Below are 25,533 nucleotides of genomic sequence, written 5' to 3'. Positions count from 1 at the left end.
ACCGCCTGGGTGATGTAGCTGCTTTGGTGGCGCTGGGCACTTATCTAGAAGGGGTATCCGATACCGAGATTGAAAGAAATAGGGTTGGCACTCGTGTCGAATCTGCGCAGTGCCCAGCGCTGAGTGAATGGCGCGGTGGGGTCGTATACTTTGGTGGCCATGTCGAGGCGCAGAATGAGGAAGGTAAAGTCGAAGCGGATTCCCAGGCCGGAGCCTACTGCAATCTGCCTGTAGAACCTGTTAAGCTGAAACTGGGCACCGGGCCGCAGGAATTCGCCCTGCTCGTTTTTTCTTTCCTGCAAGCCCCACACGTTGCCAAAGTCGGTGAAAAAAGCTCCTTTCACAAAGCTGTAGATGGGAAAGCGGTATTCCACACTGCCTTCCAGCAGAAGCTCACCGGGTTGCTCCGTAATGTAGTCGCGCTGGCCATTAGACAAACGGGGCGTGTAGCCTCCGGGACCGAGCCGGCGGGGCTGCCAGGCACGCAAGCTAGTAGAGCCGCCCGCAAAAAACGACTTATCGTAAGGAACAATAAATGGGTCAGCGTTGGTAAGCGGGTCGAACGTCCGCGAGAGCGCGTGAACCGACCCACCGTTGAGGCGCCACACAAAGTAGGTTTGGGGGCTGAGGCGGTAATACCTGCGGTAGTCGACACTGGCGCGGGCAAAATCATACACGCTGATACCCGTTTGCTTAAATAGCTCATTCTGGTAGAGCCCGCGCGTCAGGCCACCGATTTCGGCAAAAATCCGCACATAATGAGCGTCACGGGTTTCGTTGAAATCATTGGAGTTATAAAGCGAAGTGAAGCTGAAGCTCGGCTCAATCTGCTTGTTGAAAGAGCGGTACAGCGACGAGCCTTCCTTAATCCGCAAGGTATCAAGCCGCCTCTGAAACGGGGCACTAACCGAGGAGTTCACCAGCGTAATTACCACTGGCGAAAACACGTACTGATGAAACACCGACCGCTGCCAGATGTAATCGTAGGCAAACTCGAAGTTGGAGCGGGTATATTCAGGCCGGTTGACGTACGTTTCGGAGAGCGAGAACCGGGTTTTGGGATTGTAGCGGGTAAGGAAGTGGTTGGTCTTAAAAGGTATCAGAAACTGTGGCAGCACCAGCGCCGCCGTAGCTCCTAGCTGCGTGGTGTACACGGCATTGGTCTGGTCGTTGGTCGCGGCAATGCGGGTGAGCTGACCCTCAAAACCAGCCCGCACGCCCAGCTCCAGCACTTCGGCCCCGCCAAAAGGGTTACGGGTTTTGAGGCGCAGGTTGAGAAAAGGCCCGGGTAGGTAGGCCACGTAAGTAGCCCCGATTTCGCTGCTTTCAGAGAATTTGGGTGAGGGTGAGGCGCTGATAACCGCGGTCAGCTCACCTGGGGTGGGATTCAGGCCAGCACTGTCGGCGGTGGGAGAGGCTGGCAGCTTGCGGTAGTTCACGGTGTTGAAGCGGAACATGTCCAGGTCGGCCAGCAAGCGCTGGGTTTGCATAGTCCGGTCGAGGCTGTAGCGCTGGCCAGGCCGCACCAGTACCTTACGGGCCAGCAGGCTGGTGCTGTACTTCTGCTTGTAGGCGGCAAAGTGTATTGAATCAGTAACGATGGTATCGGTGCGCACGCCCAGGCCGGGGCGGGTGCGCTGGAGGCTAGGAGCACCCGCCCGCCGCAGTGTGTCGCCAGCTGCGGCGCGGAGCGTACGGCCCACACCGGCATCGGTCACGAAGCGTACCGAGCGCACCATATACACGCGGTGGCCCTGGGTAGGGCTGGGGTTGGCAATGAGCGTGCGGAGCCGCACCGTGAATTTCTCGTAGCTCGTATCGGCTTCGAGGGTGATGTACTGCGCACGAAAGTCGTAGTAGCCAGCATTTTTCAGCAGGGTTTCGAGCCGCGTGCGCTCCTGGCCAATCTGTTCTTCGTTGTATCGCTCGTTCTCGCGCAGCAGCGAGGCCCCCTGGCCCTGACGTACCACGGCAGCCACGCCGGAGTCGGGGATGCTGGGCGGCTGCAAGTGGTACAGGAAAGGCTTATTTTCGGTGATGTTATAGGTCACCGTGACGCGGCGGTAGGGCTTGATGGCATCGAGCGAGTCCGGCTTGTCGGGGAAAATAGAACCTACGGCATGCAGAGCCCTTACTACTAAACTATGCCTGTAGCGAGCGGTATCGGTGGCCGTCACTCGCGCCCGAAAAAAGCCCTGCGAATGTAAGTAAGTCGTCATTTGCTCCACAGAGCTGCGCGTGCGGGCCGAATCGTAGACGATGGGAGCTTCGCCCAGGCGCATAATGGCGTTGCCCTTGTCCAAAGCCAGCTCCTTGCGCTCGACTTTGCGCTCGCGCCGCACCAGCAGCTTCCCTATCTTAGCCGAGTCGACACCGGCCGCCTTAATCTGGGCATCGGAAGCAATTTCGATTTTGCGCAGCTTGCTTTTGAGGCGCACGGAGTCGTAAAAACGGTTGCCCAACTGGTAGATGGCCAGTTTGGGAAGCGGGAAGCGGGTATTGGGCTGTTGCTGGGCCAGAGCGGTGAGCCGTTCTTTGTCGGCTTGTTCCACCCCATTTAGCTCGACCCGGCTCAGCAGGCGTTGGTTGGGCCGCAGCAGTCCAAACGGCGAGCAGGCCGCCAGCAGCAGCAGGCTTAGCAAGGGGCCCATGCGCCAGCTTCGCCAGCGGGCGGGCCGTAGCTTCGATGAATAGTCAGACAACAATGGTTTCAAAAGCACTTGGCAAATACGTGCAGTCGCTGCACCAGAAAAAGTACCGGCAACGGCACGGAGCATTCTTGGTCGAAGGAGGCAAAAGCGTGTTGGAGCTGCTAAGTTCCGACCTGGAAACCGAACACCTGCTAGTCACGGCCGAGTTTGCGGGCCAAAACCAGGCCCAATTACCCAGCCGGCTGCCGCTGACCGTTGCCACCGAGCAGGAATTGACCCAGTTGGGCACACTGGCTACCAATACTACCGCCCTGGCCGTGGCCCGGTTGCCCACCGAGCAACCGTTGACCCTAACGCTGCCGGAATCTGCTTTGTTGCTCGCGCTCGACGAAGTGCGCGACCCCGGCAACCTTGGCACGCTGCTGCGCCTAGCCGATTGGTACGGCCTGCCCGGCGTGGTGCTCAGCCCTGGCTGCGCCGATCCGTACTCGCCCAAAACTGTGGCCGCCAGCATGGGAGCCTTCGCCCGGGTGCCCGTGTGGGAGCGCGACCTGACGCAGTGGCTGCCCACGCTGTCGCCCGCCGTCGGCATTTTCGGTGCCGATTTGGAAGGCGATAATGTGCACCACCTCACCCTGCGCCCGGCCGGCGTGCTCGTGATGGGCAGCGAGTCGCACGGCCTGACCCCAGCCGTGGCGGCCGCGTTGACGCGCCGGCTGCACATTCCGCGCGGTGCCAGCGGGGGAGCGGAGAGTTTGAACGTGGCCATCTCAGCGGCTATCTTATTGGATAACTTCTTTCGGAATCAGTAGAAGGCAGCCGGCCGTGTGCGGATTTCGGGTGGTTCCAGTTGTTCAATCACGCAACGCCAAGGGTCGTGTCTCTACATTGAATGAGCAAATAAGCCCCGACTCATTGCGGAGACGGGGCTTATTTCATTGTGAGGAAACGATTGCGGCTGCTAATTAATCCCGAATATCCGCACCCCGAAGCTGAGTACTTGCGTGTCCGGGCCGACGCCGGTTTTGAACAGGCCGTTCATGTTATACTTGGCAAATAGCTCCAGGTTGTTGTAGCCAATGGTGCCTTGCAGGCCATAGAGCAAGCTCTCCATGTTGTAGCTGCCCCGGTCTTTGTCTTTATACGTGGTGCCCTCGTTGGTGTATTTCACCTTGGTCCAGGACCTGATGCGGTAGCCAATGAAGCCGCCCGCGCTAACGAGAAAGGTGGGTTTGTAGTGCGAGTCGCGCAGTTGAAGGCGCAGCATCACGGGCAGGTTAATGCTGGAAGTAGCCAGCTTGGTCTTCTGGTACTGGTGACCCTCCCGGTTCAGGATGACATCGGTGCGGCCGTTCTCATTCACCCACCTATAGTTGCCTTCTAGCATATAGTTATTGACAGACACTTCGTAGCCGGTCGTCACGCTTACCGGGCTACGCTTGCCACCCAAGGGAATGTCCCAGTGAAAGCCAACATTGACGTAGCGGGAGCCTTCGGGCCGCAGGTCAATGGTTTCGGGCTGACCATTGGGGGCGAAGTACTGCTTTTGATTGACGAAGGTGTTAAGCCCCAGGTCGAATATAAGGTTCGCTCCACGGCGGTTTTCGAAGCTTTTTAGGCGAACCGAGTCCCGGTGGGCCTGGCGCTGTTCCTTAGACTTGCCCCCGGTAGTATCGTAAGACTTGGAGCCGTTCTCATTGGTGGTCACCACTACGCCGAAGGCTTTGTTGAGCAGTACATCTACGCGGTTGGTATTGGCGGCTTTCTTATGGGTGGTGATGCGGATTTGCTCGGGCAGGTTCTTGCCAGGCTGGTCTTTGTCGGGGAAGAATTGCAGGGTTACCTGGTCGGTGGAGGCATTTTTAGCCGCGGTTTCGGCCTGGGTAATGTAGTTGGCCAGGCGCGAGGTGAGGGAGTCGAGCTGGTATTTCTTGAGCTCCCGCAGCTGGGCCGCGTCGCGCACCGTCAGGGTGAGGGTGGCTTGGTTAGGCAGGCGGACCACGATGGTGTCTTTCACACCAGCATTGGCGGCTAGGTGACTGGCGCGGGCCGTGCTCAGCCCGCTGGCCAGCACCAGCATCAACAGAAAAAAGGAGAGAAAAGCGCGTTGCATGATTTCTAAAGAGAGGGAGTGAATTACAATTGAATGGACTTGGTGACGCTGCGGCCGGCTACGGTGGCCCGCACAGTTACGGTTTCGGGCAGGCCCGTGACTTCGGCCAGGCTGACCCGCTCGCCCCGCACCAGGTGGCCGGCCTGCTGAAGGAGACGGCTACCCAGCCGGCGCCGCTCCCCCCGAGGGGCTTGGGCGGCCGCTAGGGCGGTGCTGAGCACTTTGGTAGGCGGAGCGGTGGGAGTAGCCCCGTTGCGTACGTCCACCGTAATCAGCTCGCCCGTGCTGGCCAGGCTGGGGGCGGGTATGGGTTGGGCGGGGACGATTTCCGGCGCCGGGGTTGGGTTCACGGCGACTGCCGTTGCGGGGGCCGGCAGCTGCTCGTCAGCAGCGGTGGGCCGGGGTGGCTGGGTGGCGGCGTGGGGCGTCGTGCGGGCCAGGAGGGGCGCTTGCCCGGTGGCCGCGTCCGGCTGCCGGTTAGTTCCTTTCAAGTGGCGGGGCGACGGCCCGGCGGCTGACATCTTAGCCTTTGGTGCGGTAGATGCGAGTCCTTGGGAGCGGGTTGCCTGGGTGGCCACATTTTTCTGCGCGGCGGCGAAAATAGCCGTTTCCAGCGTGGCCGCCCCGTTGTTGGCCACTGCGGGAGCCTGCTTAGCGGGCGCGCCGGCCACAGCTGGCGTGGGTGCCGGCTGGTTGCGGACGGTCGACTTCGGGCCCCGCGCTGGTTGGGTAGCCAGGGTTCCTTGCCCGGAGCTGCCCGCCGGGAAGCCCAGCCACAGGCCTGCGCCGCCAGCGACCAGCAGCAGGGCCACGGCCGCGGCCAGGGCCATGGGCCACCACGCGGCGGGCCGGCGCTTGCGGGGGCGCAGGTGCTCGTCTTCGAGGCGCTCCCAAAGCTCGCGGCCGGGGGGCGTGGCGTGGGTGTTCAGGCCCTGCTGGAAAAGCTGGTCGAGGCGCTGGTTGGGGGCGTCGGGCGCGGCATCGGCGCCGGCCTGGAGGCGGGCCCAGAGCGCATCGGCTGGTGGCGTTTGGTGGCCGGCGAGCTTATCGTGGAATAAGTCATCAATATCTTCGGGAAGCATAGGTCGACGTTTAATTGGTAGCAATGGCAGAGAACTGGACCCGGCGCTGGAGCATGGCGCGGGCCTTGCTCAGTTGCGACTTGCTGGTACCCTCGCTGATGCCCAGCAGCTCGGCGATTTCCTGGTGGCCGTAGCCCTCTAGGGCGTAAAGGTTGAATACGGTGCGGTAGCCGGCGGGGAGGGTGGCCAGCAGGTCCATCAGGTCTTCGGCTTGCAGCTGGGTGTCAGCGGTGGCGGCGGTGGTGGCCAGGTTCTCGGGCTGCGCAAAATCTTCGAACGACACGGTCATCATCTCGCGTTGGCGCAGCTGCATCAGGGCCTCGTTCACCATGATGCGGCGCACCCAGCCCTCGAAGCTGCCCTCGAACCGGTAGTTGGGCAGGGCCCGGAACATCTTGGCAAAGCCCAGCAAGAGGGCTTCTTCGGCATCTTCGCGGCGCTTGAGGTAGCGGCGGCACACGGTGAGCATCAGCCCGGCCAGCTGGTCGTAGAGTTGGCGCTGGGCCCGGTGCTCGCCCCGCACACAGGCAGCGATGAGGTCGGCTTCGGTCACAGTAGTTGTGGGCAAAAGAGCGGGTACGATGGTGAGGTAGCGCGGCAGATGCCAGAACCGGAGCAAGGGTTGCCTGGGGCTAAAAATTAATACGCAGCACACGCCAGTATATTTGATTCTTGCACCGAAGCCACGGTAGGAGGTCAATGTTGCCGGTCATGCACAGCGCAGCAGAGCATGACCGGCAACATTGAGTTTCGAATCGGCTTCATCAATAAATGAATCAGTCCCCTCATCGGATAGCATATGAAAAGACGCCTACTAATTGCCTTTGCTCTACTGTTGACTCCCAACCTTGCCGCGCGGGCGCAGAACCTGCCCGCCCCGCCGCTCTACCAGCCCTACCGGGTTGCGCTGGGCATTGTGGGCAATCCGAAAGCCCTGGGCGTGCAGGCGGAAGCTCGGTTCCTGAAGAACTTCGGCGCCCGGCTGGCCGGCACGCAGGTTTTCACGTACGAGCGCCAAAAGGAGTTCGGCGGCGGGGCCATCGGCCTGCTCACGTACTACGTCCCCCTTAAAAATAAGCGCATTGAGCCGGCCGTGGGCATCGGCGGCGTCTATTCCCTCTACCACTGGGACGTTGGCTACGACCGAGGTAACCTGAGCGACTTCAACATCGGCGGTGGGGCGGGCGTCAACCTGCGATTCAGCCACGATTTCCGCCTGGGTCTGAATGTGCTGGCCGCGAATAGCTTCGAAACCAACTACGTAGAAGGCTCTATGCGCATCGTGCGCCGCAAGCTGCTCGTTATGCCCCTGCTGTCGTTTGATATTCTGTTGTAAGTAGTTGCCGGTACGGGTAGCTGCCCGGACGCTACTTCAGCTCCCCCAGCCGCTTGCCCTGCTGCCGGCCAAAACGCAGCTGTTTGGCCTGCTCCACCACCTGCGAGCTGTAAATCCCACTGTGCCCTGAGAAGAAATACGCCACCACACAGGTCAGCGCCAGGTACACGGCCGCGCTGGCCCCGAATAATTCCAGCCCCATCAACGTGCAGGCCAGGGGCGTGTTGGCCGCGCCCGCAAATACGCCCACGAAGCCCATGGCCGCCAGCAGCGCCACCGGCAGCGGCAGTATTACCGCCAGCGCGCTGCCCAGCGCCGCCCCAATAAAAAACAGCGGCGTCACCTCGCCTCCCTTGAAGCCGCAGCCCAGCGTGAGGGCCGTCAGCCCCAGCTTCCAGGCAAAATCCGTGGGGGCCAGCGGGTGCTGAAAGGCTTCGACAATAACCGGAATGCCCAGCCCGCTGAACCGGCTGGTGCCCAACGCCCACATTAGTAGGGCCACCAGCGCACCGCCTAACACCGGCCGCAGCGGCGGGTAAGCAAGGCGCCCGAACACGCGGCCAGTAGCGTGAGCCAGCGCGGCGAAGCTGCGGGCCGTGAGGCCACACAATGCCCCTGCCAGCAGCGTGCAGCCCAGCAAAAGCGGCGTGAGGGGCAGCGCTTCCAGGGTGGGGTAGGGAGTGTGGCCAACGCCCCAGACCCGGGTCACGAGGTCGGCCAATACGGCGGCCAGGAAGCTGGGGAGGAGGGCCTCGTAGCGAACCGCGCCCAGCCGCAACACTTCCAGCCCAAATACCGCCCCCGCCAGCGGTGTGCCAAATACCGAGGCAAACCCCGAGCTCATGCCCGCGATGAGCAGCAGCCGGCGGTCGCGCGGGCGCAGGCCCAGCCAGCGGGCGAGTTGGTCGGCCAGAGCGCCTCCCATCTGCACGGCCGTGCCCTCGCGCCCCGCCGAGCCGCCAAACAGGTGCGTGGCCAGCGTGCCGCCCAGCACCAGCGGCACCATGCGCAGCGGAATGAGCGTGCGGGGCTGGTGAATCTCATCGAGAATAAGGTTGTTGCCGCGTACCACCTGATTGCCGAAATAATGGTATGCTAGCCCGACGAGCAGACCCGCTCCTGGCAGCAGTGCCAAGGCAAGGCCCAGGGGTGGGCCTCGCGCCAGTGCGTCACCCCGTCTAGCGCTACCAGGAAGCCTGCCGATGCCGTACCGGCCAGCCCACCCACCAGCCCGCTAATCAGCAGCCAGCGCAGCAGGAAAAACAAGGCCGAAGTAGTGGTGCTTAAGACTCGTATTAGGGCGGGCAGCAGACGGAAGAAGTTGAAACGTGGGGCCACGGGAGCGAACGGTATGATAAGCTATACGGCGCGGCCACCCTGGCCGTCCGTTCCGTAGGAATCATCAGCGCAGAGCCCCTGGCTCCGGCGGTTCGCGGTGGAAATCCATCACCGTAGTGCGGCAAATATAAACGGTTTCATCAGCGCCGCGGCCGCGAACTGGACGGCTACCGGTAGTGGAAGCGATAGGACAGCCCCAAGCCGCCGCCACTCTGTACCTCCTTGTCGCCCTGAAAGCCGGTGCGCAGGTCCTTGGCAACAAGGAATTCGGTATTGATTAGCACGCGGCGGCGGCGACCCATGCCGTAACTTATATTAACGCCAAATGCGGCATGCGCATTAAACGTGCGCCGCTTAAAGTTGTACTCATTGATAGTTTGTCCACTACCAATCAGTGTCTCCTGCTCGTAAAATTCAATTGATGACCACACGGGTACTAGCCCACTCAACGCGTCGAACTGTACTCGCTGCCGAAAATTGCGCGTGAGCGAGTAGCGTAGTAGCACTGGCACCGTCCAGTGCTCTTCGGAAGTGCTATTGTTTGAGAAGCTAGTGAAAGTACTTACGCCGCTACCCGAGAAACTTGAAGCTTGCAATACGCTCACTTGCACTGCCAGGCGGGGTTTGAGGTAGTAGCCGGCATAGTAGCCACCAAAGTCCAAAACATCGTTATACACTCCAAAACCTCGACCGAAGCTAGACCGGGGGCTGCGGTATGGGTTGCTCGTCGGGTAGTGTATTCGGTAAGTATAGCTGCCTGCTAGTACTCCAACGTAGTATCTGGGCCGGCGGCCATCGTCCTCTGCGGCCAGCATTAGCTGCTCGTGAGGGCCCGCAGACGCCGGGGGCGCCGCCCCCAGCAACAGCCCCACGCGCAGGCTACCGTTCAACCCCAGGTCGCTCACATCCGACGACACGAGACTACCGACGCCCAGGTTGACATCGATGAAGCCGCGCCTACCCAGGCGGCGTTGCAGGCCGTAGAGCAGAGCCGCGTCCACCTGCGCCCACTTTCCGTTGGGGGGGGCGTAGTAAAAGGGTGTTTCGCGTGCGCGGCTGCCCAGGCCGGCCCCCAGTGCCAGTGAGATATAATTGCCTGAGAAACCGCCGCTACGCCCGAGCCGCAGGCGCCGCTCCAGGTTGTGATAGTAGCGGCCCGCTACCTGAGTCCGCACCCCAAAGCGGGTTTCCGAACCCGAGTTGCCAATAGCAGCGCTGTACTGGGTTATAGCAGGGCTCACCTCGCCCAGTATCGACCAAGCCGGCCGGTTGAGCTTTCGCTCGTAGAGCACATGCACACCGTAACGGAAATAGTCAGCCTGATCATCCGTAGTTGGAATGGAGGTTTGCAGTGAGAAGTTATTCAAGCCCAGTTTCCACAGATGGCGCTCTTCGCGGGCCACGCGTAGCGGCGTGGGGGCCGTGGGCGGGGGGCTCACTTCCTCACCGTAGCTGATGTGCGTCGTGTCGGTGGGGGTTTGGGCCGCGGCAGGAGCGGCTAGCAGGCCGGTGCCGAGCAAATACAGCCCGGGTAAATACAGAAAGTTGCGAAAGAAGAAGGCGTGAGACACTGTGAAGAGCAGCGAAGAGTTAGAGTTGGGCAAGCGGCTGGGTTTGAAATGTGAGTGGCGCGTAAGTAGCGCTGACATGCAGGACCGGCCGCGGCGGGCGGGTTTTCACCGTGAGCGAGGCGTGGTTGCTGTTGCCCTTGCGGGCATCGGCAAAGGCCGGGGGCACGGTCAGGAGCCCCTGCTGCACACTTAGCTCGTACCCAAATAGCTCGGGCTGCGGCACGCTCACCACCACTTCCGTGCGGTTAGTCTCGACCCGGAGCTTACGCACGGCCGCCGTGGCCTGCAGGTGAACGCTGCCGTAGTAGTTGCGAATCAAGGAACTGCCCCCCAGCCCCAGCAACTGCACCGCCGACCGGTTGGCCTCACATGTGAAGTCGGCTTGCAGGTTGATGCCTGTCAGGTCGGCGTAGCGGGCCGTGACGCCCAGCGTACCACTCAGGTTGCGCAAGTGAATCTGCCCAAAGCTCTGGTCGACCGTTTGTTCGCCCGTGAGGTCGGTCAGGTCAGTCTGCCCGTATGCGTTTGCCACCTGCAGGGTATTACCGGCCGGCATGAACACGGTGTATTCGGCGCGGAGGTCGCTGCGCACGGCTGGTGCATCTTCGGCCAGCGTGTAGAAGTTGATCAAGTCCAAGGCATTGCCGTTTTTTTGGAGGCGATATTTGGCCACGGGCAGGTCCTGCTCGGCCACGGCGCGGTCGGCGTGCCGGGCGCTGAGGCGGAGCGTTACCTGCACGGTAGGCCGGTCCCAGGCCCGTACTTGCACATTAGCCTTCTCGGCCCGGATGCGCACCGTCATGCCCGGCGGACAGTTCCAGCTTTGTTCCAGGGTGCGGGTCACGACCTGCACCTTGCGCTGCGCCCACGCGGTGGGCAGCAGTCCTAGCAGCGCGACCAACAGGCCCACCCACCGCCAGAGCCGGGGCGAAGTGATGAAAAATATCATGAGGTAAGAAGTTGAGCCAGTTCGCGGGGAAGTGTGGCCTGCGGGATAATGAGCCGGGTATACTCGTGTCGCGGTTGTTTTCGCGTTTCGAATGCCAGCAGCGGCTGGCACTGGGGCCCGAATTCATCTGGCCGGTACACCTTCAGCAACGAAGAGCAGTATGCACTGATAATCCCCTGGCGCTGCGCGAGAGCCACGTTGCGGCCGCGCAAACCCCGCTGATTTAATGGATATACAGGGATATTACAATTATCATGGTGCCAATATTGTGCTTGACGAGCCTGGGCCATGCAGGCGGTCAGCAGGTGCTGGTATTCCGAAGGCAAGTGAGGTGACGGGTCGGGCACGAAGCGGTTATTTGTCCTAAAGTGCAAGGCCAACGGCTAAAGGTTGGTTGGCAGGGTAAGTATTTTTCGCTGGTGTTGCATCACCCCCCACGGAGGCCTTTATATAGTGCTGACAAACAACAAAGCCGCGGCCAGGAAGCGGGGTGCGGCTCAATATAAAATCCTGTTTACAGTAGTCTCTAACCAGCCCTAGCCCCTAGCCTAGCTCGGTCGCAGCCAGCATGGTTCGAAACTGGCTTTTTAGGGAAGTTGGCAGCTCCCGCACTTCTACTATGGTGCGGAGCAAGGCGGCATCTTTTTCCGAAGCATGGGCATAGTACGCCTCAACAACCTGCTGAATGGTGACGGCATGGGTCGCCGGCTGTACCAGCGTCAGCGCATCGCCGGCTCGCAGAGTTCCGGTTTGCACCACCCGAAAGTAGATGCCACTGCGCCGGGCTTCTAAAAAACGCTTTACCAAGTGTTCATCGTTGAGGCGCAGGCCCAGCTTGAAGCAGGGCATCCGGGGCTGCACGGCAATGAGCACCGCCGTGCCCGCCCGGAAGCAGTCGCCCACCCGCACTTCGCTTTCCAGCAAGCCCTGTGTGGTCAGATTTTCGCCGAATGCGCCCGGGGTCAGCAGTGCCGCCGGAATGTAGGGCGCCCAATACCCGTAGTGCTCAGTAGGATAGGAGTAAACGGCTTTGTCTGGCCCGCCGTGCACGCGCAGGTCGGCCTGCCCATAGCCGGCCAGGTGTTCCGGGTGTACGGCGACGAGGTCCGTCGTCGGCGCTTTAAAAATGCTGGTTTCGATGGATTTGCCGCGCCAAGTGTACTGTTGTGGCAGGCCAATATTTACGGATAGAATTTGCATAGGTCCCCAAAGTAAACAGCTAATGGTGGCGTACCATCGCCGTGGCAAAAAATGGCTAATACAGCCGTTCGGGGAGAAGCAAGGGCAGGTCGAGCGGACATCCCAGCAGCTGGCGCCGCTCCAGAATCTGGCCCAAGTGCCGCTCGCTATGGTCGGCGTACAGCTCCAACGCCTGGCGCAGTGTGATTTCGCCCCGTTCCGGGTGGAGCCCGGCTTTCTGCCAATCGGCAGGTGTGGCTCGCTGGAAAATGGGGGCCGTTAGCTCCCGCAGCAGCTCGAATAAGCGCAGACTATTTTCCAGGGTGGCCGCGTCTGCGTCTTGGTAGTGCAGCTCATCGGCCCACACGCTGGGGTCGTAAAAGGCCAGTGGGCGGTGGCGTTGAGTAAAAATCTGCCGGATGCGCGTGGCGCCTAGCGTTTCGGCATCGACTACATGCAATATAATTTCCTGGATGGACCACTTGCCCGGCAGAGGACGGGCTTTCAAATCGGCTTCGGAGCACCCGGCCAAAGACTGACGAAGGCGGGCCGGACCTTCCAGATAGATTTGTAGCAGCAAGGCGTGGTCGTGGCGGGCGTACAGGGTAGCGTTGGGATAAGCAGGCATGGGTTGGTTCAGGAAATAATGGTTGAGGTGCCAATACAGCGATAAAATGACTGGACAAAGGTCAACGTCCCATCGGTGGGATAAAAATGAATTAATTTCGCTCAACTCATTAGAAAAGCTCATGCATGGTTAGCTCCCAACAGCTCCAACTGGTGGCATACATTGTTGAGGAAGGCTCCCTGACCCGCGCCGCCGCGCGCCTCCACCTCACCCAATCTGCGCTGAGCCACCAGCTCCGCGACTTGGAAGCGGCCTTAGGCCTGAAGCTGTTTGAGCGCCGCAACCGCCAATTGGTGCCCACTGAGGCGGGGCGCACGCTCGTCCGCAGCGCCGAGCGGGTACTGCCGGAACTGCAACGCCTCGATGCCGATATTCAGGCCTTGCGGCAGGGCCTGACGCGCAACCTGCGCCTGAGCACCCAATGCTACACCTGCTACCACTGGCTGCCGGCCATCATTCACCAGTTTCGGCAGACCCACCCGCAGGTGCGGGTCCACATTGTGGCGGAAGCTACCCGGCAGCCGCTGGCCTGGCTGCAGGCGGGGCGCATCGATTTGGCTATCGTCACGCAAACGCCGGGGGTGGCTCCAAGCACGCTGCATCCGCTGTTTGAAGACGATTTGGTCGCCTTGTTGGCGCCGGGGCACCCGCTGGCCCAACACCCGCGCCCGCTCACGCCCGCCGACTTGGCTGGCGAAGAGTACATCGGCTACGACGTGCCCGACGCGGAAAGCTGGGCCCTGCGTGATTTCTTCGGGGCGGCGCAGGTGCGACCCCGCCACGTGAGCCGCGTTCAACGCACGGAGGCTATTATGGAAATGGTGAAAGCTGCCCTGGGCTTCACGATACTAGCGCGGTGGGCGGCCGCTCCGTATGTGCGGTCCGGACAGCTGGTAGCACTGCCACTAGCCTGCGCCGAGGCTCGGCGACAGTGGCAGGCCGTGTACCTGGGCAGCGAAGACGACGTGGTAACGGCGTTCGTAGCCGCCATTCGGGCCCAGGTTTTAGCTGGTTAAGTAGCCCAGCGGAAAGCACTGCATCAAATGAACTATGCAGAGCAGAGCGAAGCATAATGACTTACATACGGTTGTTTATGGCTGACCACTTAAAAGCAGTTGCCATAATCTTGTGCCGGTCGTGCTGCTATTGACTTTTTGCCTTATTATGCAGAACTGGTCAGCGTACGAACCGGTGCCCTTGACAGTAGCTGGCAACCAGCAGAAGCATCAACACTAGTGGTAAATAAAAGATTGAAAAACAAGAACCTGTCTTGGTCGATGCAGCCAAATTGGAGAGAATTTCAATTGGTGACAACCCTTGAATAGCTCCACACTGAAGACTTGCGGCAAGACGCCAAGCGGATGACGATTTGCACCTTGGCGGGGTAGTTATGAGAAAAACAGCCGCTATGGACTGGTTTTTTTGTGCTTAAATGAGTTAGATTGCGGGCAGTAGAAAGCGCATAATCTACCGAAACTACCACTGTTTTTCTTCAACCCTTATCCTTTCTTACGCCATGAGAAACAATCTACTAATACCCCTCGTCTGCCTCGTAAGCACCGCTGCCTGGGGCCAGAATGCCTCCCTCACCGGGCAAGTGCTGGACGCCGCGGGCCGCCCCGTGATTGGTGCCACCATCGTGGAAAAAGGTACCAACAACGGTACCTCCACCGGCGGCGACGGCCGGTTTACCCTCCGGCCCCGCACGGCGACGCCACGCCTCGTGGTAAGCTCGCTGGGCTACGCCACGCAGGAAGTGGCCGCGGCCGATGCCCAGAGCATTAAGCTCGCCGAAAGCAGCACCAGCCTCGACGTCGTGCAGGTAGTGGGCTCGCGCAGCCAGAACCGCTCCGTGACGGATTCGCCCTCGCCGGTCGACATCATCGATATTCGGGAAGTGACGGCCAAAACCGGCCAACTCGACGTGAACCAGCTGCTGCAATTTGTGGCGCCCTCGTTCAACTCCAACCGCCAAACCGGGGCCGACGGTGCCGACCACGTGGACCCAGCCAGCCTGCGCGGCCTCGGTCCCGACCAAACCCTGGTACTGGTGAACGGCAAGCGCTGGCACCAATCGGCCCTGGTGAACCTGTTTGGCAGCCGCGGGCGCGGCAACACCGGCACCGATTTGAACACGATTCCGGCCGCGTCCATCGAGCGGATTGAGATTCTGCGCGACGGCGCCTCGGCCCAGTACGGCTCCGACGCCATTGCGGGCGTCATCAATATCGTGCTCAAAACCAGTGTGAAAGAGCTGACAGCTAACGTAAACTATGGCGCCTACGACGCCAAATACCGTTTCGACGATAAGAAATTTGACGGCGGCAACTTCAACGCCAACGTTAACTACGGCGTGGGGCTGGGCCAGGGCGGCTTCGTGAATGCCACCCTCGATTTTAACCAGCGCCAGCACACCCAGCGCGCCAACGTGCCCAACACGGAGGGCATTCAGCGCCGCGAGTACGGCGACCCCAAGGCCCGCAACACCTCGGCGTATCTCAATAGTAAGCTGCCGCTGAGCGAGAACCTGTACGCTTACGTGTTTGGCGGGGTGAACTTCCGCAAGGGCGAATCCTACGCTTACACCCGGTTCCCGACTTCGGACAGCACTGGCGTCGTGAACGGAGATACCGTCGACATTACCGTGCCCAACCCGCGCAGCAACGCCAAAATCTACCCCAACGGCTTTGACCCCATCATCACGAGTTCTCTCACCGATGGCCATGGCGTGGCGGGCTTGCGCGGCACCTTTGGTGGCTGGGACGTGGATTTGAGCAATGGGTTTGGCTCAAACCGCTTTCGTTACGGGGTTACCAATACCCTGAACGCATCACTGGGGGCAAATTCGCCGACTACTTTCGACGCGGGTGGTTTTCAACTTCAGCAGAATGTGCTGAACCTCAGCTTGAGCCGCAACTTCAAAACCGTCCTCGAAGGCCTCAACCTGGCCGTGGGGAGCGAGTACCGCCGCGAATGGTATCAGATTTTTGCGGGGGAAGAAAGCTCTTATCGCAAGTTCGGGCCAGATTCGTCGAATCGGCCCGCCGGCTCGCAGGGATTTCCGGGCTTTCAGCCTCGCAATGAAGTAAAAGCTAGTCGCAACAATATTGGTGTTTATGTTGATGCGGAGCTGGACGTAACAAAAGCCTTCTTGCTGGCGGGCGCCTTGCGGTATGAAAACTACTCAGATTTTGGCGGCACGACTACCGGCAAGATTGCCACGCGTCTGAAGCTCAGCGAGAATTTCTCACTGCGCGGCACGTATAGCACGGGCTTTCGGGCGCCGTCGCTGGCGCAGGTGAACTTCAATACGGTGTTTACTAACGTGGTGGGTGGCAAAGCAGTAGATATTCTGCTCGACCGCAACAATGGACCGGTGTCGCGAGCGGTGGGCATTCCCGCCCTCACGCAGGAACGGTCGCAGTCGGCTAGCGTGGGCTTCACGGGCCGCGCCGGCTCGGTGCTGAGTTTCACCGTTGATGGTTACTACATCCACATCAAGGACCGGATTGTACTCACCGGCACGTTTGCCGATGATGACGACCAAATCGGGTCCATTCTGACCGGGCTGAACGTGGGCCAGGCCCAGTTCTTTGCCAATGCCGTTTCGACCGATACCTGGGGCCTCGATGCCGTGCTCGCCAATACCACCGGCGTGGGCACCGGCCGCCTCACTACCACGCTGGCTGCCAACCTTAACCGGCTCCTCGTCGTGGGCGCGGCCAAAACCACGCCGCTACTAGCCGGGAAGGAAGAAACCTTCTTTGGGGAGCGGGAGCGGGCTTTTGTGAAAGCGTCGGCCCCGCCATACAAAGTCAACCTTACGTTCGACTACAACGTGGGCCGCTTTGGGGCGTTGGTGCGCTTCGTGCAGTTCGGCCGCGTGCTACTCTACGACTACAACGGCGACCCTAACCGGTACCGCGCCCGGCTCACCACCGACCTGGCGCTGTCGTACAGCCTGACTAATCAGCTGCGCTTATCCGCCGGCGCCTCCAACCTGTTCGACGTGTACCCCAGTTTCTTCAACCCACTGGCCACCGAGAACGGCGGGGCCTGGGACGCCGTGCAGATGGGCAGCAACGGGCGTTTCTATTTCGCCAAGCTGCAGTTTCGGATAGGTAAGTAGTCCCTTGTTTGAACCGGTCGCGGCCACCCGCAGTCTTATTCGACCTAGCCCTGTCTCAGCGCCAGGCGCAGCACTTTCCATCGGTATCGGCCGGGCTGGCGGTAACGAGGTATAGGGAGCTTCACGGGTGAAAAGCCGCGCCAGCTAGTATCTTGCCCCCTCCACTTTACTGGTTTTCCTTTACCCTCCTATTTTATGCTGAAGCGAGAATTTCTCAAAAACGGCTTCCTGGCCATGGCCGGTGCCTTGGTCAGCCCCGCCCTATTGGCCCGAGTTCACGATGAGCAATTGCTGCGGGAGGCCCGCGCTACACCTCTGGCCGATGGGCCTTTCACTCTCCCGCCGCTCCCGTACGCTTTTAATGCTCTCGAGCCGCACATCGACGCCCGCACCATGGAAGTTCACCATGATGCCCACCACAAAACCTATGTCTCGAAGCTGAACGAGGCCGTAGCCGGCAAGCCCGAGGAAAAGCTCAGTCTGGCCCAGTTGCTCGCCTCCGCCAGCAAGCAGCCAGACGCCATCCGTAATAATGCCGGGGGCCACTGGAATCATTCGTTTTTCTGGCAGCTGCTCGCCCCAAAAGGCGGCGGGCAGCCCACGGGCGAGCTGGCCGCCGCCATCACCAAGGACTTCGGCTCCTTCGATAAGTTCACCGAGGAATTTACGAAAGCGGCCACCGGGCGGTTTGGCTCCGGCTGGGCCTGGCTTATTCACGACCCTAAAGCGGGCAAGCTGGCCATCACCAGCACGCCGAATCAAGACAACCCACTCATGGACCTGCCAGGTGTGCAGCGCGGCATTCCCGTGCTCGCCCTCGATGTGTGGGAGCACGCCTACTACCTGAAGTACCAGAACAAGCGTGCTGATTACGTCAAAGCCTACTGGAACGTGGTCAACTGGTCGGAAGCCGGGAAGCGCTACGAAGCGGCCCGCAAGGGATAAGCGCCCATAGCTTCACCCGCCAATCCCTGAGTATGTCGTAACGGACGTGCTCAGGGATTTTGCGTTTCCCGGTGCAGTGACTTTGCCGGGCACGGCCCTGAAAAAAGGCGTTGTCCGGATATTAACCGCATCCTAATCTGCGGGAATTATATTCATGCTCAGCTTTGTGTAAACAGATTCTATGCGCTGATAAACTGTTTTTTATAAACTAGGTGTTAGTGACGCAGCTTTTGCCGCTGAGCAGGGAAAAGGTGCTACGCTTTCTAAATTCCTGAATGGTGCAGCCGTAGTACTTCTTGAAGGTGCGTGAGAGGTGGCTGGTGTCGGTGAAGCCCAACTCGTAGGCGATTTCCTTGGCGCTGTTATCGGAATTGAGCAGGCGGGCTTCGGCTACTTTCAGGCGCGACTTGGTGATGTAGGTTTGGAGCGACTCGCCGGCGTGGCTGCGGAAATATTCGCTGAAGTAGGTGGCTGACGTGCCCGCCTGGGCGGCTAGTGCGGCCACCCGTAGCTGCGCATTATCGAACAGAAAATGTTGGATATGGTTGAGCACGTGCAGAAAGCGGCGGCTGTGCGCATCGGCGCCGGTGGGGGCCCTGAGCAAGGTGGCTTCAATATGGCGCGTGAGCAGGTTGAGGATGGTCACGAGCGCGGTTTGAATGAGCGTGGGCGAAAATGAGTCGCTGTGGGCGTGCTCATCGCGGATGAGCTGCAGGCAGTGCAGCAGGTGCTGCTTGTCGCGGGCGGAGCCGACCACGTCGCCGGGCATCTTGTTGTAGTTTATCAGGACGTAGGACAGCTTCTGAAACCAGTCCTTGAAATCCAAATCGCCGCCGTGGCGCTGGGCAAATACCTGGTTGGTGAAGCGCAGAAACACGAACCGCGTGGGCGTCGTCACCTCAAAGGAGTGGCAATCGAGCGGTGGCAGCAGAAAGATACTTTCCCGTTGGTAAGGAAACTGCCGGTGGTTGATGCACTGCAACCCTTCACCTTCTTCGATGAAAACCAACTCAAAAAAATTGTGCTGGTGGGGGCGTTGCATCCACTGAGACGTTTCCAGCACCGTTAGCTCAAATGGCATATGGGCTTGTTCTACTTGCATGATACTGGGATGATGAAGCCGGTTTCTAGGCAATAGTAGCTAATTGTGACTAGCAAAACGGTCAAAAACACGGATTTTCCTCTGCTCATACCGCATTATCCTTGTTGCATACCACAAACCCGCTGGCAGCCCCGTCCACCTTTGCCCCGTTCAATTACCCACAACTTTTCCTTATGCAAGCTTACACGCTCACGGATACCACCGGTCCGGCGGCCTTACACCTCACCGAAGTACCCACACCCACCATCGGCCCAGATGAAGTACTGGTGCGAACCAAGGCTCTTAGTCTCAATCCGGTTGATTTTAAAACCAGCTACGGAACAGCTGTTTATGGTGCTATCAAGCAGCATTCACCCCTGATTCTCGGTTGGGATATTTCGGGCGAAGTAACGCAGGTAGGCGCTGGGGTCACCACGTTTCAGCCCGGTGATGAAGTCTTCGGAATGGTTAATTTTCCCGGCCACGGCCGCGCCTACGCCGAGTACGTCGCGGCGCCGGCCAGCCACCTGGCCCACAAGCCCGCCAGTGTGCGCCACGAAGATGCCGCCGCGGCCACGCTGGCAGCGCTCACTGCCTGGCAAGTGCTGGCGAAAGCCGGTTTACGGCCCGGCCAGCGGGTGTTGATTCACGCCGCCGCCGGGGGCGTGGGCCACTACGCTGTGCAGCTGGCCAAGGAGTTGGGGGCCTATGTCATCGCCACCTCTTCGGCCGCCAAGCGCGACTTTGTGCTGGCACTCGGAGCCGACGAGCACGTGGACTATACCCAGGTGCGCTTCGAAGGCGTGGTGGCCCCGGTGGACCTGGTCATTGAATCCATCGTCGGCGATAACCTGGCACGCTCGCTGGAGGTGGTGAAGCCCGGCGGTAGCCTCATCAGCATCATAGGCGGCCTGACCCCCGAACTCACTGAGCGCGCCCAGACCATCGGTATCGAGGCGCAGGCCTTGCTGGTGGCCTCCAATGGCCAAGACCAGACGGCCATCGCCGAGCGGCTGGCTGACGGCCGCCTCCGCTCGCACGTCTCCCTAACGCTGCCATTTGCCCAGCTTCCCGATGCCCTTCGCCAAGTCGAGGCCGGCAAAACGCAGGGTAAAGTTATTGTGACGTTGTAGGCTGGCGCTGAGAGCTGTGTGCCATTCTGCAGCTCGCGCTACGGCTTAATTGCTTTGCATAGCTCAGAACTTGATGCTTCGAGCTGATAACCCAGCTACCGCAACTGCTCGGCTTGCGTAGGCCCGAACACCTCGAAGTGGCAGTTGGCAACCCCGCGCGCTTTCAGTAGTTGCTGGACGTGCTGCATAAAGCCGGTCGGCCCGCAGCAGTAATAGTCCGCCGGCTCGTCTTCCGCACCAAGCCAGGTGTCGAGGTGTTCGGTGCTCAATAAACCGATGGCAAATGGGCCTGGCCAAGCCGGCTGTGCGTTCGGCGCGCCGAAGAGGGTGAAGGTCCGGAAGCTGGGGTGCGCCGCGGCTAGGGCAGCCAAGCGGGCGCTAAAGGCCTGATTGCGCGCATCGCGCACGGCGTGGATGAGCACCAGGCGGCGGGTCGGGTTGGTCTGCAAAGAGTGTTCGGTCATGGCCATGAGCGGGGTGATGCCGACGCCACCTGCCAGCAGGACAACTGGCGTTTGCGCCGCAGTGTCGAGGTAAAATTCGCCGCTTGGCGCATGCACCATTAGCGTGTCACCTGCGTTCAGCGTCGCATGCAGGTAGTTGGAAATCAGGCCAGCCGGAGCCAGGCCGGGCCGTTCTTCCTCGCGCTTCACCGTGATGCGGTAGTAGGGCTTGCCGGGGGCGTCGGAGAGGCTATACTGGCGCAGCTGCCGGAACGGATGGTCGGGGAGTTGTACCGATACGCTGATGAACTGCCCCGGCTGGTAGGTCGGCAGGTCCTGTCCGTGGGCCGGTACCAGGTAAAACGAGCGGATGCCCTCGCATTCGACCGCTACCTCGGCCACCACAAACGGCTTAAACCCGCGCCAGCCACCGGGTTGCGTTTGCTGCTGCTCATAAGTAGCGGCTTCCACCCCCATCAGCACCTGCGCGATGCGGCCATAAGCTAGTTCCCAGGCCAACATTACGTCGGGGGTGGCGGCTGGTCCCAGCGTGTCGCGAATGGTGGCTAGCAGGCTGGCACCCACCAAAGGGTAGTGTTCAGGCTGAATATCCAGGCTGGTGTGCTTGGCCGCGATGCGCCGGGCGTCGGGGCCCAGGGTTTCGAGCTGGTCGAACTTGGTAACAAACAGAACGATGGCATCAAACAAGCTGCGGGCCTGCTTGCCGCTGGTCTGGTTGGCCATGTTAAAGGTGTGCTGCAGCTCGGGGTGCTGCGCAAACAGGTGTTGGTAAAATGCACGCGTGAGCTGGTCACCGTTGCTGACCAGGGCCGGAGCTGTTTGGTGCAGCAACGCGATGATTTGGGCTTGTTCCATAGAGTATTAATTATCGGTTGAGTAGGGCTGCCCGGTATGGCAACCCTCTGTAAATAAGCTGCATTGAGGGTAGGCGATGTTCATAAAATCAGAACCATATTACCGTGGCGCGTCGCGCAAACTTGGTAGCCCGCATTTCTGAGCTATTTGATAGTCATTCGAGGCGGCAAATCACTAATTATTGTTTTGAACCACAGAAATATGGTTCTGAAAATGCTCCGTTAAAACCGCGGGCAATCCATGCCAGTCGTCGGGGCAGGTGGCGGCAGCTACGCGGCCAATGCGTCGGCGGCTTGCAGCAAGGCGCGCAGCTCGGCAACTTCGGTGTTAGTGAGCGGCAGGAGTGGGGCACGCAGGTGGCCAGCGTCGAGGCCTTGCAGCTCCAGCCCGGCCTTGATGGCGCGGGGCAGGCCTTTGGCTACGATGAATTGCAGCAGCTCGAACTGCTGATAAAACAGCTGCTGCGCCTGGTCGAGCCGGTTGGCCTGAATGGCTTCGTAGAGGGCCAGATTGAGCTTGGGAATCAGGTTGGGGGCGGCGGTGCACCAGCCGGTGGCGCCTGCCGCGAAAGCAGCCAGGGCCAGCGGGTTGGAGCCGTTGTAGAACGCTACGTCCTCGCCCAGCAGCCGGCGCAGGGCCTGCATGCGCTGCACGTCGCCGGTGCTTTCCTTCACCATCGTCACGTTGGGTAGCTGCAACAGGCGTTGCAAGAGCGCAGGCGACATGTCCAGGCCGCCGGTGGCGGGGTTGTTGTACACCATAATGGGCACGGAGACAGCGGTGGCCACGGTCTCATAGTGGCGCAGTATTTCGCTCTCCGTGAGCTTCCAGTAGCTCATGGGCAGCAGCATGACGGCCGTGGCCCCGGCCTGCTCGGCGAAGCGGGCGTGGCGCACCGCGCCAGCCGTAGTGAGGTGAGATACCCCCACCAGCACCGGTAGCCGCCCGGCTACTTGTCCGATGGTAGCCGTGGTCACAGCATCCCGTTCGGCGTCGGTGAGATAGGGGAGCACGCCGGTGCTGCCGAGTGGGGCAATGCCGTGCGCGCCACCGGCCACGAGGCGTTCGACCAGCCGCGCGTAGAGGTCGAGGTCCACGGCCCCGGCGGCGGTGAAGGGCGTGATGGGATAGGCAATAATGCCTTTAAAAGGAGCTGAGCTAAGCATTGGTAATCAGGATTAAATGTCGCGGCCCCGCTCTTCGCGCAGGGCTACGCCGAGGTTTTGCAGGAGTGGGGCGTTTTCGCAGGCCACGTAGCGGGCCGCGGCCGAGTCGCTGCGGTTGCCGTGGTTGTGCCAGGCCCAAATCGGAATGTAGATGGCATCGCCGGCCTTCCATTCCACGCGCTGGTCTTCGATCTGCGTATAGCCTTCGCCTTCAATCACGTAGATGACCGTTTCGTAGGTGTGGCGGTGCTGGTTGGTCACCTGGCCAGGCAGCAGGCCGCCGATAGTCATGCTCAGTGCCACGGTGGGCAGGTCGACGAAAAAGACGGGGTGCTTGCGCTCGGCCGAAAACTGGCCGTGCTCCCCGGCCTGCTCCACGTTGGGGTGGTGTAGCCGGGCGGGCATCCGCACTTCGGGGCGGGCGTAGGTCCGATGAAAGTCGGACGACTGGAAGGGTTTTTCTTTGGTTGGGTTTTCCATTGGATGAAAATGGCTGAAGTGAAACAGGGCGTCGGGACCGGTAGACGAGTGGCCGGGCCACCCGGCTCAACTACTATTCCGGCCGTTGACGATGCAAAACTCTTCCTAACTTGGGCCCCTCAAATCATCCAGTTTTCACAAACCAACGGGTCCAGTAATGTTACGTGCCTGGGATACTAACTTTCAACCTGCTTTCACGACCGGCCGGCCGGTTTACGTGCAAATCAGCGAGCTGCTGGCCAACGAAATCCGGCGGGGCCGGCTCCTACCAGGCACGGCCCTGCCCGGCACCCGGGAACTGGCCAAGCAGCTGGGAGTGAACCGCAAAACGGCGGTGCTGGCCTACGACGAGCTGCTGGCCCAGGGTTGGCTGGAGTCGCAGCATACGCGCGGCACATTTGTATCGAGCCGGCTGCCCGAGAGTACGCCCACGGCCTTCGCGCCGGCCACCGACCGCCCCGGCGAAACGCCCGGCTTTAAGTGGCAGGACCCATTTGAGCCGGAACTGCCGGGGGCCGCTGTACCCGGGGCGCTGATATTCAACGATGGAACGCCCGATGCCCGGCTCGCGCCCATCGCGACGCTAGCCAGTGCTTACCGCCGGGTGTTGCAGGGCCGCGGCCGCCGCAATCAGTTGGGTTACGACAGCCCCCTGGGTAGCCTGCCCCTGCGCGAAGCCTTGTCGCGGATGCTGAACCAGGACCGGGGACTGAGCACCACGCCCGACGGCATTTGCCTGACGCGGGGCACGCAGATGGCGCTCTACCTGACCGCCCACCTGCTCATCAAACCCGGCGACGTAGTAGCGGTGGAAAACCCCGGCTACCCGCCGGCCTGGCAGACTTTCCGGCTATTAGGGGCCGAGCTGGCGCCCGTGCCAGTCGACGCCGAAGGCCTGTGCGTGGACGACCTGGAACAGCTGTGCCGCAGCCGGCCAGTACGGGCCCTGTACCTGACGCCGCACCATCAGTTCCCGACCACGGTGACGCTGAAAGCGGCGCGGCGGGTGCAGCTGTTGGCGCTGGCCGCCCGCTATGGGCTGGCCATCATCGAAGACGATTATGACCACGAATTCCATTATGACTACCAGCCCCTGCTGCCCCTGGCCAGCGCCGACCCGCACGGGGTGGTCATTTACATCAGCTCGCTCTCGAAGTTGATTGCGCCGGCGTTGCGGGTGGGCTATGTGACGGGGCCAGCGGCGTTTGTGGAGGCGCTGGGCCGGCTGCGGGCACTGATAGACCGGCAGGGCGACACGGTATTGGAGCAAGCGGTGGCCGAGCTGATTGAGGAAGGAGAAATCAAGCGGCACGCCCGCCGGGCCCACGCCGAGTACCACACGCGCCGCGACACCCTGGCCCAGATTCTGCGCCAATTACCAGGTAACCAGTTAGATTTTGTATTACCCGCCGGCGGCATGGCCTTGTGGGTGAAGTTTCAGGATGGGGTAGACCTGGAGCGAGTAGCCGAGGAGCTAGCCCAGCGTAAGGTCATCATCACGCCCGGCAGCCGCTACTACCTTGCCCCCCCAGCTACCAACGCCCTGCGAATGGGGTACGCCGCACTAACGCCCCAGGAGCTGACCCAAGGCGTGGAGCAGCTAGGTGCCGTGCTACGCCACTACCGGCGCTAAGCAGCGTCAGCCACAGAGCAGCGCTACGCTGTGTAATCCGTTTACCGTCTCCCGCGCAGACAGAACGGTAAAGCGGCGGCATCGTCCTTGAAGTAGGTGCTGCTTTGCGGCCCTTGGCCGTTTTCTTTGTTGGAAACGGGCGTCCACGGCCCACTCAACACACGTTTCCACACGTTTCCAATTTTGCCCGGCTTAGCTAGATCACCTCAATTGAGCAACAAACAGAGGAAAACAGAGTAGCTAATCTGCTGAAAGCGGGTAACTGAAATGTTGGGCGGTCACTTGAAACCCATAGCGCAAGTAAAGCCGGTGAGCTGCCTCGCGGCGAAAGCCGGAATCGAGCACCAGTCCATCCAAGCCCTGTGTCTTGGCAAGGTCCCGCACGTAGTCGAGCAGGTGGCGGGCGTAGCCCTGCCCCTGCGCGGCGGGCAAGGTCACTAGGTCGTCGATGTAGAAAACGCGGCCAGCGTGTAATTGATGCACATAGCGGAACCCGATGAGCGCCACAATTTCTCCATCGACTGGTAAATAGGCCAGCACGTATCCCTGCTGCTGCATGGCCCGGATATCAGCCAGAAAGGTAGCAGCGTGTAGGTGTGGGCGTAACAAGTGCAGCAGCGGCCAACAGGCCATCAGCTGCTCGTCGCTGGTTGCGGTGTGAATGGAAAGCATCAATAAATGTAATTGTAAGTAATGAGCATAGGACAAAACTGCTTACTTGGAAGTTTTGCCCTATTTTTCCAACGACATCCAACGTGGCGCCGTTTAGCGGTTATTCACTCTGCAAGGTTTTGCTCACA

At 60.7% G+C, this 25,533-nt stretch carries 22 protein-coding genes and 1 riboswitch; of the genes, 7 read left to right on the top strand and 15 right to left on the bottom strand.

What is annotated here, in order from left to right; genetic code table 11:
* Positions 1-44: 44 nt before the first annotated feature.
* Positions 45-2,714, bottom strand: coding sequence for a translocation and assembly module lipoprotein TamL (gene tamL, locus WX88_RS01895; RefSeq protein ID WP_197076636.1), 2,670 nt, complete (start codon positions 2,712-2,714; stop codon positions 45-47).
* Here tamL and WX88_RS01890 point away from each other — a divergent pair.
* Positions 2,705-3,463, top strand: a complete 759-nt coding sequence (locus WX88_RS01890) for a TrmH family RNA methyltransferase (protein ID WP_046242583.1) — start codon at positions 2,705-2,707, stop codon at positions 3,461-3,463. The two genes, tamL and WX88_RS01890, sit on opposite strands and share 10 nt — an antisense overlap.
* Before the next feature lie 149 nt (positions 3,464-3,612).
* Here the strand turns inward: WX88_RS01890 and WX88_RS27075 are convergent, their stop codons facing one another.
* Genes WX88_RS27075 through WX88_RS01875 form a run of 3 tightly spaced genes read right to left on the bottom strand, consistent with a single transcriptional unit; the run spans position 3,613 to position 6,414 of the window.
* Entirely contained in the window at positions 3,613-4,764 is a 1,152-nt protein-coding gene (locus WX88_RS27075) for an outer membrane beta-barrel protein (protein ID WP_052732243.1), read from the bottom strand.
* A 23-nt stretch (positions 4,765-4,787) separates the two neighbouring features.
* The gene (locus WX88_RS01880) at positions 4,788-5,846 is read right to left on the bottom strand and encodes a hypothetical protein (protein WP_046242582.1); all 1,059 of its coding nucleotides are present in this window, start codon (positions 5,844-5,846) and stop codon (positions 4,788-4,790) included.
* Positions 5,847-5,856: 10 nt separating this feature from the next.
* Positions 5,857-6,414, bottom strand: coding sequence for an RNA polymerase sigma factor (locus WX88_RS01875; protein ID WP_231590602.1), 558 nt, complete (start codon positions 6,412-6,414; stop codon positions 5,857-5,859).
* Positions 6,415-6,645: 231 nt separating this feature from the next.
* Between WX88_RS01875 and WX88_RS01870 the strand changes: the two genes are divergently transcribed.
* Positions 6,646-7,182, top strand: a complete 537-nt coding sequence (locus tag WX88_RS01870) for a hypothetical protein (protein WP_156175899.1) — start codon at positions 6,646-6,648, stop codon at positions 7,180-7,182.
* 31 nt (positions 7,183-7,213) lie between these two features.
* Here the strand turns inward: WX88_RS01870 and WX88_RS01865 are convergent, their stop codons facing one another.
* From WX88_RS01865 to WX88_RS01840, 6 genes are all read right to left on the bottom strand, one after another.
* Positions 7,214-8,317 carry a chloride channel protein gene (locus tag WX88_RS01865; RefSeq protein ID WP_231590601.1) on the bottom strand — a complete coding sequence of 368 codons (1,104 nt, stop codon included), beginning with the start codon at positions 8,315-8,317 and terminating at the stop codon, positions 7,214-7,216.
* Complete coding sequence (locus WX88_RS31280) at positions 8,278-8,520, bottom strand: hypothetical protein (protein ID WP_231590600.1); 243 nt, start codon at positions 8,518-8,520, stop codon at positions 8,278-8,280. Before WX88_RS31280 ends, WX88_RS01865 begins: the two co-directional genes overlap by 40 nt.
* A 48-nt stretch (positions 8,521-8,568) precedes the next feature.
* Positions 8,569-8,642, bottom strand: a riboswitch (Fluoride riboswitch).
* A 45-nt stretch (positions 8,643-8,687) separates the two neighbouring features.
* Positions 8,688-10,124: a porin family protein gene (locus tag WX88_RS01860; protein ID WP_046242580.1), complete on the bottom strand. Its 1,437-nt coding sequence runs from the start codon at positions 10,122-10,124 to the stop codon at positions 8,688-8,690.
* Positions 10,111-11,040, bottom strand: a complete 930-nt coding sequence (locus WX88_RS01855; RefSeq protein WP_046242579.1) for a hypothetical protein — start codon at positions 11,038-11,040, stop codon at positions 10,111-10,113. The genes WX88_RS01860 and WX88_RS01855 overlap by 14 nt, the downstream gene beginning before the upstream one ends.
* Positions 11,041-11,583: 543 nt before the next feature.
* Positions 11,584-12,240 carry an MOSC domain-containing protein gene (locus tag WX88_RS01845; protein ID WP_046242577.1) on the bottom strand — a complete coding sequence of 219 codons (657 nt, stop codon included), beginning with the start codon at positions 12,238-12,240 and terminating at the stop codon, positions 11,584-11,586.
* Positions 12,241-12,295: 55 nt separating this feature from the next.
* Positions 12,296-12,847, bottom strand: a complete 552-nt coding sequence (locus WX88_RS01840) for a DinB family protein (protein ID WP_046242576.1) — start codon at positions 12,845-12,847, stop codon at positions 12,296-12,298.
* A 125-nt stretch (positions 12,848-12,972) separates the two neighbouring features.
* On the opposite strand from WX88_RS01840, the gene WX88_RS01835 reads away from it, so the two are divergent.
* From WX88_RS01835 to WX88_RS01825, 3 genes are all read left to right on the top strand, one after another.
* Positions 12,973-13,863 carry a LysR family transcriptional regulator gene (locus WX88_RS01835; RefSeq protein WP_052732242.1) on the top strand — a complete coding sequence of 297 codons (891 nt, stop codon included), beginning with the start codon at positions 12,973-12,975 and terminating at the stop codon, positions 13,861-13,863.
* Between the two features lie 500 nt (positions 13,864-14,363).
* Positions 14,364-16,976, top strand: a complete 2,613-nt coding sequence (locus tag WX88_RS01830) for a TonB-dependent receptor (protein ID WP_046242575.1) — start codon at positions 14,364-14,366, stop codon at positions 16,974-16,976.
* 195 nt (positions 16,977-17,171) lie between these two features.
* Positions 17,172-17,921 carry a superoxide dismutase gene (locus tag WX88_RS01825; protein WP_082115780.1) on the top strand — a complete coding sequence of 250 codons (750 nt, stop codon included), beginning with the start codon at positions 17,172-17,174 and terminating at the stop codon, positions 17,919-17,921.
* Positions 17,922-18,129: 208 nt separating this feature from the next.
* Here the strand turns inward: WX88_RS01825 and WX88_RS01820 are convergent, their stop codons facing one another.
* The gene (locus WX88_RS01820) at positions 18,130-19,023 is read right to left on the bottom strand and encodes a helix-turn-helix domain-containing protein (RefSeq protein WP_046242574.1); all 894 of its coding nucleotides are present in this window, start codon (positions 19,021-19,023) and stop codon (positions 18,130-18,132) included.
* Between the two features lie 173 nt (positions 19,024-19,196).
* On the opposite strand from WX88_RS01820, the gene WX88_RS01815 reads away from it, so the two are divergent.
* Positions 19,197-20,135 (top strand): NADP-dependent oxidoreductase, encoded by a 939-nt coding sequence (locus tag WX88_RS01815; protein ID WP_046242573.1) that lies wholly within the window; start codon positions 19,197-19,199, stop codon positions 20,133-20,135.
* A 95-nt stretch (positions 20,136-20,230) separates the two neighbouring features.
* Here the strand turns inward: WX88_RS01815 and hmpA are convergent, their stop codons facing one another.
* The 3 genes from hmpA to WX88_RS01800 form a co-directional block, all read right to left on the bottom strand.
* The gene (gene hmpA / locus WX88_RS01810; protein WP_046242572.1) at positions 20,231-21,454 is read right to left on the bottom strand and encodes an NO-inducible flavohemoprotein; all 1,224 of its coding nucleotides are present in this window, start codon (positions 21,452-21,454) and stop codon (positions 20,231-20,233) included.
* A 269-nt stretch (positions 21,455-21,723) separates the two neighbouring features.
* Positions 21,724-22,620 (bottom strand): dihydrodipicolinate synthase family protein, encoded by an 897-nt coding sequence (locus tag WX88_RS01805; protein ID WP_046242571.1) that lies wholly within the window; start codon positions 22,618-22,620, stop codon positions 21,724-21,726.
* Between the two features lie 12 nt (positions 22,621-22,632).
* Positions 22,633-23,100: a cupin domain-containing protein gene (locus WX88_RS01800; protein ID WP_046242570.1), complete on the bottom strand. Its 468-nt coding sequence runs from the start codon at positions 23,098-23,100 to the stop codon at positions 22,633-22,635.
* A gap of 157 nt (positions 23,101-23,257) precedes the next feature.
* On the opposite strand from WX88_RS01800, the gene pdxR reads away from it, so the two are divergent.
* Positions 23,258-24,733 carry a MocR-like pyridoxine biosynthesis transcription factor PdxR gene (pdxR, locus tag WX88_RS01795; RefSeq protein ID WP_046242569.1) on the top strand — a complete coding sequence of 492 codons (1,476 nt, stop codon included), beginning with the start codon at positions 23,258-23,260 and terminating at the stop codon, positions 24,731-24,733.
* A gap of 240 nt (positions 24,734-24,973) precedes the next feature.
* On the opposite strand, the gene WX88_RS01790 is transcribed toward pdxR, so the two are convergent.
* A complete protein-coding gene (locus WX88_RS01790) occupies positions 24,974-25,405 on the bottom strand; it encodes a GNAT family N-acetyltransferase (RefSeq protein WP_046242568.1) in 432 nt (143 codons plus the stop codon).
* Positions 25,406-25,533 lie beyond the last annotated feature (128 nt).

Source organism: Hymenobacter terrenus, assembly GCF_000972495.1.
GTDB classification, from domain to species: Bacteria; Bacteroidota; Bacteroidia; order Cytophagales; family Hymenobacteraceae; genus Hymenobacter; species Hymenobacter terrenus.
This window is presented reverse-complemented; position numbering and strand designations above follow the sequence as displayed.

Excerpts from the sequence above, each read along its gene's own strand:
- WX88_RS01800 (WP_046242570.1), bottom strand. The coding sequence starts at position 23,100 with ATGGAAAACCCAACCAAAGAAAAACCCTTCCAGTCGTCCGACTTTCAT.
- WX88_RS01830 (WP_046242575.1), top strand. The coding sequence starts at position 14,364 with ATGAGAAACAATCTACTAATACCCCTCGTCTGCCTCGTAAGCACCGCT.
- WX88_RS01825 (WP_082115780.1), top strand. The coding sequence starts at position 17,172 with ATGCTGAAGCGAGAATTTCTCAAAAACGGCTTCCTGGCCATGGCCGGT.
- WX88_RS01835 (WP_052732242.1), top strand. The coding sequence starts at position 12,973 with ATGGTTAGCTCCCAACAGCTCCAACTGGTGGCATACATTGTTGAGGAA.
- WX88_RS01815 (WP_046242573.1), top strand. The coding sequence starts at position 19,197 with ATGCAAGCTTACACGCTCACGGATACCACCGGTCCGGCGGCCTTACAC.
- WX88_RS01805 (WP_046242571.1), bottom strand. The coding sequence starts at position 22,620 with ATGCTTAGCTCAGCTCCTTTTAAAGGCATTATTGCCTATCCCATCACG.
- WX88_RS01870 (WP_156175899.1), top strand. The coding sequence starts at position 6,646 with ATGAAAAGACGCCTACTAATTGCCTTTGCTCTACTGTTGACTCCCAAC.
- hmpA (WP_046242572.1), bottom strand. The coding sequence starts at position 21,454 with ATGGAACAAGCCCAAATCATCGCGTTGCTGCACCAAACAGCTCCGGCC.
- WX88_RS01880 (WP_046242582.1), bottom strand. The coding sequence starts at position 5,846 with ATGCTTCCCGAAGATATTGATGACTTATTCCACGATAAGCTCGCCGGC.
- WX88_RS01790 (WP_046242568.1), bottom strand. The coding sequence starts at position 25,405 with ATGCTTTCCATTCACACCGCAACCAGCGACGAGCAGCTGATGGCCTGT.
- WX88_RS27075 (WP_052732243.1), bottom strand. The coding sequence starts at position 4,764 with ATGCAACGCGCTTTTCTCTCCTTTTTTCTGTTGATGCTGGTGCTGGCC.
- WX88_RS01855 (WP_046242579.1), bottom strand. The coding sequence starts at position 11,040 with ATGATATTTTTCATCACTTCGCCCCGGCTCTGGCGGTGGGTGGGCCTG.
- WX88_RS01845 (WP_046242577.1), bottom strand. The coding sequence starts at position 12,240 with ATGCAAATTCTATCCGTAAATATTGGCCTGCCACAACAGTACACTTGG.
- WX88_RS01820 (WP_046242574.1), bottom strand. The coding sequence starts at position 19,023 with ATGCAAGTAGAACAAGCCCATATGCCATTTGAGCTAACGGTGCTGGAA.
- pdxR (WP_046242569.1), top strand. The coding sequence starts at position 23,258 with ATGTTACGTGCCTGGGATACTAACTTTCAACCTGCTTTCACGACCGGC.
- WX88_RS01890 (WP_046242583.1), top strand. The coding sequence starts at position 2,705 with ATGGTTTCAAAAGCACTTGGCAAATACGTGCAGTCGCTGCACCAGAAA.
- WX88_RS01840 (WP_046242576.1), bottom strand. The coding sequence starts at position 12,847 with ATGCCTGCTTATCCCAACGCTACCCTGTACGCCCGCCACGACCACGCC.